Origin of the sequence: Brevundimonas sp., assembly GCF_965278935.1 — a bacterium.
Taxonomy (GTDB): domain Bacteria; phylum Pseudomonadota; class Alphaproteobacteria; order Caulobacterales; family Caulobacteraceae; genus Brevundimonas.
The window spans coordinates 1,821,327-1,834,580 of sequence record NZ_OZ257124.1 but is presented as its reverse complement, the minus strand read 5'-3'; the positions used below and the strand labels follow the sequence as shown (position 1 = coordinate 1,834,580).

General features: G+C 66.7%; 13 protein-coding genes. All 13 read right to left on the bottom strand.

From position 1 onward, the window contains the following. The 13 genes from ACQY68_RS09075 to ACQY68_RS09015 all read right to left on the bottom strand — a co-directional run bounded on the left by ACQY68_RS09075 (window position 1) and on the right by ACQY68_RS09015 (window position 13,246). Window positions 1-579: an OmpH family outer membrane protein gene (locus ACQY68_RS09075; RefSeq protein ID WP_428149044.1), complete on the bottom strand. Its 579-nt coding sequence runs from the start codon at window positions 577-579 to the stop codon at window positions 1-3. A gap of 31 nt (window positions 580-610) precedes the next feature. Then, on the bottom strand, window positions 611-3,031 hold the full coding sequence (gene bamA / locus ACQY68_RS09070; RefSeq protein WP_428149043.1) for an outer membrane protein assembly factor BamA: 2,421 nt from the start codon (window positions 3,029-3,031) through the stop codon (window positions 611-613). Between the two features lie 29 nt (window positions 3,032-3,060). Further along, window positions 3,061-4,278 carry a M50 family metallopeptidase gene (locus tag ACQY68_RS09065; RefSeq protein ID WP_428149042.1) on the bottom strand — a complete coding sequence of 406 codons (1,218 nt, stop codon included), beginning with the start codon at window positions 4,276-4,278 and terminating at the stop codon, window positions 3,061-3,063. A 30-nt stretch (window positions 4,279-4,308) separates the two neighbouring features. Then, window positions 4,309-5,505, bottom strand: coding sequence for a 1-deoxy-D-xylulose-5-phosphate reductoisomerase (dxr, locus tag ACQY68_RS09060; RefSeq protein ID WP_428149041.1), 1,197 nt, complete (start codon window positions 5,503-5,505; stop codon window positions 4,309-4,311). Then, on the bottom strand, window positions 5,502-6,320 hold the full coding sequence (locus ACQY68_RS09055; RefSeq protein ID WP_428149039.1) for a phosphatidate cytidylyltransferase: 819 nt from the start codon (window positions 6,318-6,320) through the stop codon (window positions 5,502-5,504). Before ACQY68_RS09055 ends, dxr begins: the two co-directional genes overlap by 4 nt. Next, on the bottom strand, window positions 6,320-7,072 hold the full coding sequence (gene uppS, locus ACQY68_RS09050; RefSeq protein ID WP_428149038.1) for a polyprenyl diphosphate synthase: 753 nt from the start codon (window positions 7,070-7,072) through the stop codon (window positions 6,320-6,322). The genes ACQY68_RS09055 and uppS overlap by 1 nt, the downstream gene beginning before the upstream one ends. 35 nt (window positions 7,073-7,107) lie before the next feature. Then, a complete protein-coding gene (gene frr, locus ACQY68_RS09045) occupies window positions 7,108-7,665 on the bottom strand; it encodes a ribosome recycling factor (RefSeq protein ID WP_428149037.1) in 558 nt (185 codons plus the stop codon). A 26-nt stretch (window positions 7,666-7,691) separates the two neighbouring features. Continuing rightward, window positions 7,692-8,435 (bottom strand): UMP kinase, encoded by a 744-nt coding sequence (gene pyrH, locus ACQY68_RS09040; RefSeq protein ID WP_428149036.1) that lies wholly within the window; start codon window positions 8,433-8,435, stop codon window positions 7,692-7,694. 99 nt (window positions 8,436-8,534) lie between these two features. Next, complete coding sequence (tsf, locus tag ACQY68_RS09035; protein ID WP_428149035.1) at window positions 8,535-9,479, bottom strand: translation elongation factor Ts; 945 nt, start codon at window positions 9,477-9,479, stop codon at window positions 8,535-8,537. A 104-nt stretch (window positions 9,480-9,583) separates the two neighbouring features. Beyond that, window positions 9,584-10,462, bottom strand: coding sequence for a 30S ribosomal protein S2 (gene rpsB / locus ACQY68_RS09030; protein ID WP_428149034.1), 879 nt, complete (start codon window positions 10,460-10,462; stop codon window positions 9,584-9,586). A gap of 223 nt (window positions 10,463-10,685) precedes the next feature. Next, window positions 10,686-11,276, bottom strand: a complete 591-nt coding sequence (locus ACQY68_RS09025; protein ID WP_428149033.1) for a DUF4142 domain-containing protein — start codon at window positions 11,274-11,276, stop codon at window positions 10,686-10,688. 115 nt (window positions 11,277-11,391) lie between these two features. Continuing rightward, window positions 11,392-12,903 carry a D-alanyl-D-alanine carboxypeptidase/D-alanyl-D-alanine endopeptidase gene (gene dacB, locus ACQY68_RS09020; protein WP_428149032.1) on the bottom strand — a complete coding sequence of 504 codons (1,512 nt, stop codon included), beginning with the start codon at window positions 12,901-12,903 and terminating at the stop codon, window positions 11,392-11,394. Beyond that, window positions 12,884-13,246, bottom strand: coding sequence for a GFA family protein (locus ACQY68_RS09015; RefSeq protein WP_428149031.1), 363 nt, complete (start codon window positions 13,244-13,246; stop codon window positions 12,884-12,886). The genes dacB and ACQY68_RS09015 overlap by 20 nt, the downstream gene beginning before the upstream one ends. Window positions 13,247-13,254: the final 8 nt, after the last annotated feature.

Here is a 13,254-nt window from a genome sequence, read left to right as displayed (position 1 = left end):
TTACTGGGCCGCTTGGGCCGGGACCGGCAGGCGGTTGAAGCTCAGCGTCGGCAGGCTGGTGTTCAGGCGCTGGATGACCACGTCGGTAACGTCCATGGCCGGATTCAGGATGAACACGCTCTCCCGGTCGAGCAGGATGCCGCAGCCGCGCTCCTGATAGACGGCGACCAGAATCGGCTCGACGGCGGCCGAGATCAGGCGGCGCTGTTCCGACAGAGTGTAGCGCAGCTCGTCCTGGCGGGTCTGTTCCAGGGTCTGGGCTTCGGTGATGCGGGCCTGCAGGGCCGTGCGGCGAGCGCCGTCCGGATCAGCGGCGGCGCCGCCCTGTTGCAGCGAGTTGATCTCGGTCTGGATCGACATGCCGTACGGGGCCAGTTCGCCCTGAACTTCGGTCGCCAGCTGCTCCATGCGAGCCTGAACGGCCTGACCGGCGGTCGACGTCGCCAGCAGGCGCTGGTTGAAATAGACGCAGACGCCCGGAATCGCGGGGCCGGGGTTCTGTGGGCCTTGGGTCTGGGCGACAGCGGTCGAGGCGACGAGCGAGGCCAGGGCGAAAGCGCCGATAGCGAGGATTTTCATAGGTAACCTTCTAGGGCCAAAGGGCCCGGGCTTAGAACTGGGTTGAGGTCGAGAAGCGGAAGGTCTCGGTCCGGTCGTACTCTTCGTTGCTCAGAATCTGGCTGAAGTCGAAGCGGATCGGACCCATCGGCGACTTCCAGTGAACGCTGAGGCCGGCAGAGGCCCGCAGCGACAGATCGTCGGCGATGGAGGTGTCCGGCAGGCCGTTGGTACCGAGAGTGTAACGGTTGTCCAGCACGCCCAAGGTGCCCACGTCGGCGAACAGCGAAGTCTTGATGCCGTACTGGGCCGGCAGAACGTTCGGCAGGGTCAGCTCGATGGTTCCCACGGCGTAGAAGTTGCCGCCCAAGGCGTCGTTGGTCGTGAGGTCGCGCGGCCCCATGCCGGCGTTCTCGAAGCCCCGGAAGCTGTTACCGCCCTTGAAGAAACGGTCGTTGATGCGAACCGCGTCTCCGGCCCAGCCCGAAACATAGCCGGCGGAGCCCGCGAGGGTGACGATCCAGCTCGGCGTGATGCCGTAGTAGACGGTCGCATCGACTTCGGTCTTCACATAGTTCACGTCACCGCCGAGGCCGGCGAAGTCCTGACGCAGCGAGCCGGTCCAGCCGCGCGTCGCGCGCACCGGGTCGTTCCTGCGGTCAACCAGCAGGGTATAGCCGACTGACGAGTTCAACGAAGCGCCGACCTGTTCACACAGGGCGGACGAACCGGAACCGTTGGCGCCGCAGTAGCCGACCGGCACCAGGATCTCGTCGTCCTTGATGAAGTAGCGCGTCGACAGGCGGCTGTAGCCGTTCAGCGGATAGGTCAGACGCAGGCCTGCGCCGGTCGACCGGTAGTCGAACGAGGACTCTTCCTGGAAGTCGTAGCGCGAATGGAACAGGTCGAACCCCGCGCCGATATCGCGGCCGAGGAAGCGCGGCTCGGTGAAGCGGAAGTCGATCTGCTGGCGCAGCGATCCCCATTCCACGCGGGCGACGACGTTCTGGCCCCGACCGCGGAAGTTCCGCTCCGAGATGCCCAGGTTGACCACGAAACTGTCGACCGAGCTGAAGCCGGCGCCGACGGACAGTTCGCCGGTCGGCTGTTCCTCGACGGTGACGTTGACGATCGACCGGTCCGGGGCGGCGCCGCGCGTTTCATCGACAGTCACTTCCTTGAAGAAGCCCAGAGCCCGCAGATTGTTGCGCGACCGCTCCAGCAGGGTGCGGTTGAAGGCGTCGCCCTCGGTCAGCATCAGCTCGCGGCGGATGACCGGGTCGATGGTGCGGGTGTTGCCGATGACGTTGATGCGATCGACATAGACACGCTGGCCTTCCGACACGTTGAACGTGACGTCGATGGTGTCGGTGTCGGGGTTGGGCCGATACGTCGGATTGATGTCGACGAAGGCGTAGCCCGCCGAGCCCGCCGCGAAGGTCAGGGCATCGACCGAGCTCTCGATCTTGTCGCTCTCGTACAGGTCGCCCGTGCGGATCGGTAGCAGCAGTTCCAGGAAGTCCGCGTTGAGGCGGTCGTTCTGGGTGACGACCTGGATGTCGCCGAAGTTGTACTTGTCGCCCTCATCGACCGTCAGGGTCATGGCGAAGGCGCTGTCGTCCGGCGCCAGCTCGGCGACGGCCGAGGTGATGCGGAAATCGTAGTAGCCGCGGTTCGTATAGAATTTCCGCAGCTGTTCCCGATCGTAGTCGAGACGACCCGGGTCGTAGTTGTCGTTCTTGGTGAACAGCCGCCACCACTGCGTCTGCTTGGTCACCATGACCTCGCGCAGTTCGCTGTCGGAGAAGGCGCTGTTGCCCAGGAAGGTGATCGACTGGACGCCGGTCTCCGGACCCTCGTCGATCTCGAAGATCAGGTCGACGCGGTTCTGTTCGAGCTGCACCAGCTTGGGAGTCACCGTCGCCGAGATGCGGCCCGACAGTCGATAGAGCTCTATGATCTTGCCCACGTCCTCCTGGACCCGGGCACGGGTGTAGATGCCGCGCGGCGCGATGGTGACTTCCTCGCGCAGCTTGTCTTCGCTGATCGCGCCGTTCCCCTCGAACACGACCTGGTTGACGATCGGGTTCTCGACGATGCGAACGACCAGATCGCCGTTGGGCTGCAGGCCGATCTGAACGTCGGCAAACAGCTGGGTGCGCGTCAGGGTCCGGATCGCGACGTCCAGGATGACCGGATCGATCGTGTCGCCCGGCTGGATCGGCAGGTAGGACAGGACCGTCGTCTGGTCGATCCGCTGATTGCCCTGGACAATGATGCGGTTGACCACGCCGGTCTCGGATGGCGCGGCCTGCTGGGCGGCCGGAGCCGGCTCAGCCGCTGCGGCGGGCGCGGTCTGGGCGAGTGCCGGCGTGCCCGCGACAAGCGCCAGAAGGCTGGCCGTGGCTGCGCAGGTCCTGCGCAGGGTGCGGTCACCCGTAGTGGAAGCGGCGCGGAGGTCGTTCAGGATCATGCGGGAAACCATCGGGGGCTGGCGTCGGCTCAACTGACGAGCCCGCCGAGGAATTGGAACACGTTCGACTTCTGCAGGTCGTTCCACGTGGCGAACAACATCAAACCCGCCAGCAAAGCAAGACCGACCCGGTACCCGGCCTCCTGAACGTTGGCGGCAACGGGTTTCTTCGCCACAGCCTCATAGGCGTAGAAGACCAGATGTCCGCCATCCAGAACCGGGATGGGCAGGAGGTTTAGAAAGCCGATTCCGATCGAAAGTATGGCGGCGAAGCTCGTTAGCGTCAGCAGAAGGTTCAGCGCCATGGCGCCGGGGTCGGGGTTGGCGGCCACCGCCGCGTTGGTCAGGGCCCCCGACGCCTTGGCGATGCCGATCGGTCCGCTCAGCTGGTCGCCAGACTCGCGGCCGGTGAAGATGCGTCCGAGATAGGTCAGGGTCGTGCCCAGGATGTCGCCCGTCTCGCGAACGCCGCGACCGACGGCCTCGACCGGATTGTAGCGAATGTAGCGCGTCGTCCCCGGTGCGCTGGTCAACGACAGGCCGATGCGGCCCACGGTGACGCGACCGGCGATGGGATCGGTCTCGGTTCGACGAACGGGCGTGGCGACCAGCTGGATCTGGTCCCCGTTCCGTTCCACGGTGAATCGCAGGGCGTCGCCGCTGGACAGGGTGACCTTGCGGGTCACCTCCCCGGCGTCGCCGATGACCCGGCCATTGATCTCGGTGATCAGGTCGCCGGTCTGGAAGCCGGCGGCGGCGGCGGGCGATCCCGTCGCGACCTCGGCCACCTGGGCCGGCCGCAGCCTGTCTCCGATCGCCGAAAACAGCAGGGTGAAGATGAAGATGGCGAGGATGAAGTTGGAGACCGGCCCGGCGGCGACGATCAGCATCCGCTGCCACACCGGCTTGAAGTGGAAATAGTCGCGCTCGGCACCGACACCGTCTCTGGCGATGATCTCGGACTTCAGAGCGTCGAGACCCCGGCTGTCCGGGACGCTGGACGCATCCATGTCGCCAGAGAATTTCACATAGCCGCCCAGCGGCATCCAGCCGACGCGCCATTCGATGCCGTGCCTGTCGATGCGGCTGAAGAGGGCCTTGCCGAAGCCGATGGCGAACCGGTCGACCTTCACTTTGAAGGCGCGCGCCACCAGAAAGTGGCCCAGTTCATGGATGGTGACGATAACCGTCAGCACCAGCAGGAACGGCACGACGTAGATCAGGGCCTGTCCCAGCGCGTTCAGCATGCCGTCTCCGTTCCCACCTGGCCGAATGGCTCAGGCGGCGAGCGCCAGATCCCCGACGATTTCGATCGCGACCCGGCGGGCGCGAGCATCGAGCGCGAGAGCGCCGGCGCAGGCATCGTCGAAATCGGCATCCGCCCCCGTCTTCGTCATCCGATCAAGGGTTTCGGCGACGACTGCGGCAATATTGAGAAAGGCCAGACGGCGGTCAAGAAAGGCCAGGGCCGCGACCTCGTTGGCGGCGTTGAAGATGGTCGGCGCCCCCCTGCCCGCCTCCAGCGCCTCGCGGGCCAGACGCAGGGACGGAAACCGCTCCGGATCGGGCGCTTCGAAGGTCAGGCGGCCCAGTGCGGCGAGGTCGAGCTTAGGAGCCGGCCAGGCCATTCGGCCGGGCCAGGCCAGGGCGCAGGCGATCGGCGTCTTCATGTCGGGCGGCCCCATCTGGGCCAGGGTCGAGCCGTCGACGAACTCCACCAGGCTGTGAATGATCGATTCGGGGTGAACCACGACGTCGATCCGGTCGGCCGGCATGTCGAACAGATAGGCCGCCTCGATCATCTCCAGACCCTTGTTGGCCATGGTGGCGCTGTCGACCGAGATCTTGGCCCCCATGCTCCAGTTGGGATGGGCGACGGCCTGCTCGGGCGTCATCGAGGCCATGTCGGCCCGCGACGTCTTGCGGAAGGGACCGCCCGACGCCGTGAGGATCAGGCGCGCCACACGTTCAGGGGCCTCGGCCGGGAAGACCTGGAAGATGGCGGAATGTTCGGAATCGACCGGGATCAGGCGCCCGCCGGACGCCGTCACCCGCTCGATCAGGGCCCGGCCGCAACAGACCAGACTTTCCTTGTTGGCCAGGGCGAGCGTCGCACCGGTCGCGGCGGCGGCCCAGGCGGACTTCAGCCCCGCCGCGCCGACGATGGCCGCCATGACGAGGTCCGTCGGTCGCGTCGCCGCCTCGACCACGGCCGCCTCGCCCGCCGCCACGGCGATACCGGTCCCGGTAAGGGCCGTTCGCAACGCCTCCAGCCGGTTCGAATCGGCCGTCACGGCGACGGCGGGACGCCAGCGGCGCGCCTGTTCTGCCAGTCGCTCGATGTTCTTGCCGCCGGTCAGGGCGACCACCTGGAATGCGCCTGTCCCGGCCTTCTCGGCCTGATCCATCAGGTCCAGGGTCGAGGCGCCCACCGATCCGGTAGACCCCAGCACCGTCACGCGACGCCGGATCACGTGCCCGCGCCGAAATAGTTGGCAAGCGTCCTGCCGACCGCGACGACCACGATGGCGAACATCAGCCCGTCCACTCGATCCATCAGCCCACCGTGGCCGGGAATCAGATTGCCCGCATCCTTGACCCCGAAGCGTCGCTTCAGCGCCGATTCCCACAGATCGCCGGCCATCGTCGCGAGGGCGGCGGCCAGTCCAAGGAGCGCGCTCCATTCGATCGAGCGCACCCCCGCCTCGGGCAGGGCGGCCATGGCGGCGCCGGCCACAGTGCCGGCCAGCAGGCCGCCGATGAAACCGGACCAGGTCTTGTTGGGCGAATAGCGCGGCCACAGCTTGGGTCCGCCCACAGCGCTTCCGACGAGGAAGGCTACTATATCCGAGGCCCAAGCGACGACGAAGGCCAAGGTCACCCAGTAGAAGCCGACTGCGGTGTTTCCTTCACGCAACCAGATCAGCAACAGCGCCGGCCAGCCCAGATAGAGCACGCCATACGCCGCATCGATTCCCGACTGGCCGCGCAGCTTGGCGAACACGCCTGCCGCTGCGCCGCCGAAGACCAGCAGCACAAGGCTAAACGACAGGGCCTCATTGGGTTGCGACAGCAGGGTGGCGCAGAGCGCGAGGGCGACAGCCGCCGCGATGGCCTTCCAGTCGGCCGGCGCGCTCATCTTCGCCCATTCCATGGACAGGACCACGCAGGCGATCAGCAGGACGCCGAGAATCCAGGGACCGCCGAACCAGACCGCCAGCAGGGCCACAGGCGCCAGCACCAAGGCCGAGGCGGCGCGCAGGCCCATGTCGCGCACCTTGAACGCCATCAGTTGACCGCGAGCGCCGGCTCGACCGCGATGGCGCCGAAACGTCGGTCGCGCTGCTGGTACTGGCGCACCGCATCAGCGAGGGCCTCTGTTCCGTAATCGGGCCACAGTACGTTCTGATAGACCAGTTCGGCGTAGGCGGCTTCCCACAGGAGGAAGTTCGACAGACGCTGCTCACCCGAAGTCCGCACGATCAGGTCCACGGGCGGTCCGCCCGCCGTCGACAGGCCCAGCCCCAGGGTCGCCTCGTCGAGCGGTCCGTTCGCCTGTCCGGCCAGCAATCGGTCCACATAGGCCTGGGCCGCATCCACGATGTCCGCCCGGCCGCCGTAGTTGAAGGCGACCTGCAACAGAAAACGGCTGTTATGCGCAGTCGAAGCTTCGGCCCGTTCCACAATGGCGGCGATGTCGGCGGGCAGCCCCGTGCGGCGCCCCAAGACGCGCACCCGCACCCCCTCGCGCTCCAGCCGGGCCAGGTCGCTGGCCACATAGGACCGGACCAGCCCCATCAGGTCGGAGACCTCTTCCGCCGGACGCCGCCAGTTCTCGGTCGAAAAGCCGAACACCGTCAGGCATTCGATGCCGAACTTCGGCGCCACCTGAACGGTACGCTTTAACGCCTGGACACCTTCGCGGTGGCCCATGGCCCGGGGCAGACCGCGAGCCTGAGCCCAGCGACCGTTGCCGTCCATGATCAGTGCGACATGCCGGGGCCCCGCTTCCGGGGTCGGCACGCCATTGGGGGCCGTCATCCGCTATCCGTTCTGCCGAGGTTCGAGCACGAGCCTCAAACCTGCATGATCTCAACTTCCTTGGTCTTCAAGGTCTCGTCGATGCGCTTGATGGCCGCGTCGGTGTCCTTCTGGACCTCGGTCTCCATCTTCTTCTGTTCGTCCTGGCTGATGTCGCCCGCCTTCTCGGCCTTCTTCAGGTCCTCGTTGGCGTCGCGGCGCACGTTGCGGACGGAGATCTTCTGCTGTTCGGCATACTTGCCGGCCAGCTTGGCCAGCTCCTTGCGGCGCTCTTCGGTCAGGGGCGGCACGGGAATACGCAGGGTCTGGCCATCGACGATGGGGTTGAGACCGAGGCCAGCGGCGCGGATGGCCTTCTCGACCGGCCCGACCATCGACTTGTCCCAGACGCTGACGGAGATCATGCGCGGCTCGGGCACCGAGATGGCGGCGACGGCGTTCAGCGGCGACGACGAGCCGTAGGCCTGGACCTGCACCGGATCCAGAAGACCGGCATTGGCGCGGCCGGTCCGCAGGCCCTGGAACTCCTCCTTCAGCGAGGTCACGGACTTGTCCATGCGGTCGCGGTAGGTCTTCAGATCAGGCTTGGCCATCGGGGTCTCCTCGTTCGTTTCTCTTGTCAGGCCGCTTTGGGCGGAGCGTCACTGATGACAGTGAACGTTCCCTTGCCTTTCAGCACCTTGCGCAGTGAATCTTCCTCACGGATCGAAAACACCACGATCGGAATCTTGCTTTCGCGCATCAGGGCGATGGCGGCGGCGTCCATGACCTTCAGGTTCTGCGAGAGCACGTCCTGATAGGTCAGGTGGTCGTAGCGGGTCGCGGTCTTGTCCTTCTTCGGATCAGCGGAATAGACGCCGTCCACGGAGGTTCCCTTCAGCAGGGCGTCGCAACCCATCTCGGCGGCGCGCAGGGCGGCGGCCGTATCGGTGGTGAAATAGGGGTTGCCGGTCCCGGCGGCGAAGATCACCACCCGGCCCTTCTCCATGTGGCGCACCGCGCGACGACGGATATAGGGCTCGGCGATGGCGGCCATCGGGATGGCGCTCTGCACCCGGGTGTCGACGCCGATCTTCTCGAGCGCGTTCTGCATGGCCAGGGCGTTCATGACGGTGGCCAGCATGCCCATGTAGTCGGCGCTGGCCCGCTCCATGTCCGCCGCCGCCGTCGACAGCCCACGGAAGATGTTGCCGCCGCCGATGACGAGGCAGACCTCGGTACCGCCCTTGACCACCCGCGCGATGGCGGCAGCGACGGTGTCGACCGTGTGCATGTCGATGCCGTAGCCCTGCTCGCCCATCAGGACCTCGCCGGAAACCTTCAGCAGCACCTTCTTGTATCTGGGGGCGCTGTCAGTCGGCATGGTGGTCTCGCTTCGCGGGAATCGGGCGGGTCTTTATAGACGAAGGGCGCGTCCGGCTTCAAAGCCGAACGCGCCCCAAGTGTCACGAAGTCTTTGTGCTTAAGCTTGCGGAGCCATCATCGAGGCGACTTCCGAAGCGAAGTCCGGTCCCTCGACCTTCTCCACGCCTTCGCCCAGAGCCAGACGGACGAAGCCGGCCAGGTGCAGGCCAGGCGCGCCCAGTTCCTTGCCCGTGTCCGCGACCAGTTGTTCGATGGTCACGTCGGGATTCATGACGAACGGCTGCTTGGTCAGCACCACATCCTTCTGGAACTTGTTGATCTGGCCTTCCACGATCTTGGCGATCATGTTTTCCGGCTTGCCTTCTTCCTTGGCCTTCTCGGTCAGGACAGCGCGTTCCTTCTCGACGGCGGCCGGGTCCAGATCGTCCGTGTTCAGCGACAGCGGCGCGGTCGCGGCCACGTGCATGGCGATCTTGCGGCCGAGTTCGCGCAGGGCGACCTTGTCGCCGCCGCCGTGCAGGGCGACCAGCACGCCGATACGGCCCAGGCCCGGAGCCACGGCGTTGTGGACGTAGGAGGCGACGACGCCTTCGTCGACCGACAGGCGAGCCGCGCGACGCAGCTGCATGTTCTCGCCGATGGTCGCGATCATGTTGGTGACCTCGGCCTGGATGGTGTTGCCGTTTTCCAGCTCGGCGCCGTGCAGCGCTTCGACGGTGTGGTGCTCCAGGCCCTTCTGGGCGAAAGCCTTGGCGGCGTTCTGGAACAGCTCGTTACGGGCGACGAAGTCCGTTTCCGAGTTGAACTCGATGGCGGCGCCGACTTCGCCCTTGCCGTCTTCCTTCGACGCCACGGCCACCAGGCCCTCGGCGGCGACGCGGTCAGCCTTCTTGGCGGCCTTGGACAGGCCCTTGGCGCGCAGCCAGTCGATCGCGGCGTTTATGTCGCCGTCGGTTTCCTGAAGCGCCTTCTTGCAATCCATCATGCCGACGCCGGACTTGGCGCGCAGTTCCATGACGAGGGCGGCGGTGATCTCGGCCATTTCTGGTCTCCTGAGGTCTGTATCGAATGCATGAGCGGCCGGGCTTGGATTAGCCCGGCCGCATGTCAGTTTTGCGGACGGTCCGGATCGCCGGACCGATCCGATCAGGCGTTGGCGGGCTCTTCGGCGGCCGGCTCTTCAGCAGGCGTCTCTTCGCCCGAAGCGGCCAGCATTTCCTCGGCGACGGCTTCAGCGCCCGCGGGGGCGGCGTCGGCTTCGACCGGGGCCGAGGCCTCGGCCAGCATCGGCTCGACGGGGTTCTCCGACGCGCCCAGATCGACGCCCGAGTGGGCGGCGCCGGCGGCCAGACCGTCGAGGACGGCGTCGGCGATCAGATCGCAGTAGGTCTGGATGGCGCGCGCGGCGTCATCGTTGCCCGGGATCGGATAGGTGATGCCGTCGGGATCCGAGTTGGTGTCCAGGATCGCGATGATCGGGATGTTCAGCTTGCGGGCCTCGAGGATCGCGATCGCTTCCTTGTTGGTGTCGATCACGAACATGATGTCGGGGATGGAGCCCATGTCCTTGATGCCGCCCAGGGAAAGCTCCAGCTTTTCCTTTTCGCGCTCGAGGTTCAGCAGTTCCTTCTTGACCCGGCCTTCGCCGCCGCGCTCCAGCAGGCCTTCCAGCTCGCGCAGGCGGGCGATGGAGCCCGACACGGTGCGCCAGTTGGTCAGGGTGCCGCCGAGCCAGCGGTTGTTCATGTAGTACTGTGCGCAGCGCTTGGCGGCCTCGGCGACCGGCTCGGCGGCCTGGCGCTTGGTGCCGACGAACAGGACGCGACCGCCCTTGGCGGCGACTTCGCGCACGGCCACCAGAGCCTGGTGGAACAGCGGCATCGTCTGCGACAGGTCGATGATGTGGATGTTGGAGCGCGAGCCGAAGATGTAGCGCTCCATCTTCGGGTTCCACCGGTGCGTCTGGTGGCCGAAGTGGGCGCCTGCTTCGAGCAGGGTGCGCATGGAGAAGTCTGGCAGAGCCATCTTTGGAAGTCCTTTTTCCGATTATTCCGCCGCAGACGGTGAAAGGACCGGATGGCCCCTCGGAACGGAGCGCTTCAGGATTTCTCCCCGAAACGCGCCACGCCTGCGTGTGAAGTGGGCGGGCATATAGTCGGGGCGGGCCGGAAAGGCAAGGGAAGTCCTCAACATGAAGAAGGGCGGCCTTTCGGACCGCCCTTGGTATCATACCGGGATGATCCCGATCCTACATCGCATCCAGCATCTGCCGGGCGTGGTCACGGTGCATCGTCACCTTGGGAATGATCTCGGTGGCGAGCGCAGCCAATCCCGGAGTTTCGGTGTGGTCCTTGAACCCGTTGAGCAGGGTCAGGGCCTCGTTGTGAGCCGCGACCTGCTGGGTCAGCCAGACCCGGTTAAAGTCGGCGGGAGCAGCGGCATTCAGATTGTCGATCAAACCCTGACGGCGCTCGTCCAGCGCCGTGGGCAGAGCGGTGTCAGCCGCTTCTGTCGGAGCGATGGTCTTCAGCTTCGTGCTTGAGGCGGTGTGGTCGGTCTTGATCATGCCAGCCAGCTCGTCGATTCCGGCCGTGGACGACCTGGTCATCGCGATATCGGCCGCCGCCAGCTCGTACATGTCCGAGGTCGCCAAGGCGGTGACGAAGCCGCCCGCCGTATTGGCGCCCAACGTCGCGGCCGAGGTCTGGCCCACCGGGCCGGAGACAGCGTCCTGCGCCGCGTTGACCGTCGCCGCGGCGTCGTCGGCAGGGTCCTCCGAACGGCTGCAGGCGCCCAGCAGGGCGAGGGTGGCGGCGCCGGCGAGAAGCATGCGTGTCATGGGAACAATCCTCCGTGGTTCGCCGCCCGTAACCGGACTGGACCCGCATCGTTCCTGTGTCGGAAAGCGGACGTGAACGTTCGCCGACCCGCGCCCACCTCAGAGAGGCGTAGCCCTAGTTCTCCGCCGCGAGGGCCACGAGCATGCGGTCCATCACCTCCGTCGCCGATCCGGCGGTCGAGGGTCGGTCGTTGGCGTAGACAGCGAACACCAGCGTCCGCCCGGTCGCCGTCGTCAGGAAGCCCGCCAGGGCGTTGACGCCATTCAGACTGCCGGTCTTGGCGAAGATCCGCCCCTCCAGCGGCGTGCCGACGAAACGGCGCGCCAGCGTCCCGTCCCGCCCGCCGACCGGCAGGATCGACCGCCACGCCTCGCCCCAGGGCTGGCTCATCGTCCAGCGCAGGAAGTCCGCCGTCGCACGCGGGCTGACGCGATTGTAGACCGACATGCCCGAGCCATCGTGCAGGTCGAAGGCAGCACGCGGCACGCCCGCCGCCGCCATTTCCGCCTCGACCACAGCCAGACCGTCGGCGTTTGACCCCGCCCCATCGATCAGCCCCAGCCGCCGCAGCATCAGCTCCGCATACAGGTTCTGACTGTTCTTGCCGATGCGCTGGAGACTCAGGGCTACAGGTCGACGAGCCAGCCGCGCGATCTCGACACCTTCCACCGACGCTCGCTCGACCGGCCGGGTTCGAGCCGTCGGATCGTCCGAAAGGGCCAGCGGCCGATGCCGCGCCCTGGTCTCTCCCTCGACCACCACGCCGCGTTGTTCGAGCAGGCGCCGAAACCGCAGGGCAGCCGTCTCCGCTGGATCGTCGATACCGATCCGCAAGGTCAGCGGAGCCGAGCCGACCGCCAGCCGCCCGTAGAGCCGCACCACATCGGACCCCGGCTGTCGCTCCAGCCGAAGATCGCCCTCACCCTCGGCCGCCGTGGTCGCCTGGCTCTCAAGCGGCAACAGGTCGTCGCCCGCGCGCCAGATCACCCGCACCGGGGCGCCGACCACATCGCCCGGCGCAGCCTCCGCCACCACCACATTGTCGTTCACGGTCAGGGCCGAGACCGCCGTGCCGAACGACGTCTGCATATCGTCCCAGCTCCAGCCGGGCCCCCAGCGCTCGTCGGGAAACAGCCGGTCGTCGCCGACGACATCATCGACGCGCCGCGTCCGCGCCGCCACGGCGTCAGCCAGGTCCGACAGACAGGTCTCGACGCAGGCCGGGCCATCGCCCAGCAGCGGATCGCCCGCCCCGACCAGAACGATGTCGGGCGCACCGTCCCCGTCCGACTCCAGCCTGACCGAAGTTCCGTCGGGGGCGGACGCATCCAGCCCCTCCAGGCGGGCGAAAGCCGTCGCCGTGGTGAAGATCTTGGTGTTGGAGGCCGGGATGAAGCGGTCGTCCGCCCGCACCTCCGCCACTGTCTCGCCGTCGGCCGTGACCGCCAGCAGGCCCCAGCGCGTGCCGCCCAGCCCGGGATCGTCCAGCAGGACGACCGCAGACGGATCGCCCGGCCCGACCCCCGGGGACGCGCAGGCGCCGAGCAACAGGCCGGCCGCGAGCAGAACTCCCCGCAGGCCCGCCTTCAGGCCTGTCCGGCCGGTCTCAGATCTGATGCAGCCCATCGTACCGCATTGTCGGCGTCACGCTGAACGGCGCGATGTCGGTCAGGCAGCGCACATTGACGGCGACATTGACCTTGCCGTCAGGCCCCGCGCCTTCGCCGTGGGTCTCGACGCCGCAGGTCCTGCAGATGAAGTGACGGATCTTGCGGGTGTTGAAGAGGTAGTCCTGAACCGCGTCCTCGCCCTTCAACAGGCGGAAAGCCGCAGGTTCGACGAAGGTCAGCCAGACCCCGGTGCGGAAACAGTGGGTGCAGTTGCACTCCACGACCACGGACAGGTCCGTATCGACCTCGAAGGCGACGGCACCGCAGTGGCAACTTCCGGCGTGGGTTTCGACAGTCATCGGCGTCT

Bases quoted from the DNA above. Each gene is read 5' to 3' on its own strand.
- ACQY68_RS09075 (WP_428149044.1), bottom strand. From the start codon at position 579: ATGAAAATCCTCGCTATCGGCGCTTTCGCCCTGGCCTCGCTCGTCGCC.
- bamA (WP_428149043.1), bottom strand. From the start codon at position 3,031: ATGATCCTGAACGACCTCCGCGCCGCTTCCACTACGGGTGACCGCACC.
- ACQY68_RS09065 (WP_428149042.1), bottom strand. From the start codon at position 4,278: ATGCTGAACGCGCTGGGACAGGCCCTGATCTACGTCGTGCCGTTCCTG.
- ACQY68_RS09055 (WP_428149039.1), bottom strand. From the start codon at position 6,320: ATGGCGTTCAAGGTGCGCGACATGGGCCTGCGCGCCGCCTCGGCCTTG.
- uppS (WP_428149038.1), bottom strand. From the start codon at position 7,072: ATGACGGCCCCCAATGGCGTGCCGACCCCGGAAGCGGGGCCCCGGCAT.
- frr (WP_428149037.1), bottom strand. From the start codon at position 7,665: ATGGCCAAGCCTGATCTGAAGACCTACCGCGACCGCATGGACAAGTCC.
- pyrH (WP_428149036.1), bottom strand. From the start codon at position 8,435: ATGCCGACTGACAGCGCCCCCAGATACAAGAAGGTGCTGCTGAAGGTT.
- tsf (WP_428149035.1), bottom strand. From the start codon at position 9,479: ATGGCCGAGATCACCGCCGCCCTCGTCATGGAACTGCGCGCCAAGTCC.
- rpsB (WP_428149034.1), bottom strand. From the start codon at position 10,462: ATGGCTCTGCCAGACTTCTCCATGCGCACCCTGCTCGAAGCAGGCGCC.
- ACQY68_RS09025 (WP_428149033.1), bottom strand. From the start codon at position 11,276: ATGACACGCATGCTTCTCGCCGGCGCCGCCACCCTCGCCCTGCTGGGC.
- dacB (WP_428149032.1), bottom strand. From the start codon at position 12,903: ATGGGCTGCATCAGATCTGAGACCGGCCGGACAGGCCTGAAGGCGGGC.
- ACQY68_RS09015 (WP_428149031.1), bottom strand. From the start codon at position 13,246: ATGACTGTCGAAACCCACGCCGGAAGTTGCCACTGCGGTGCCGTCGCC.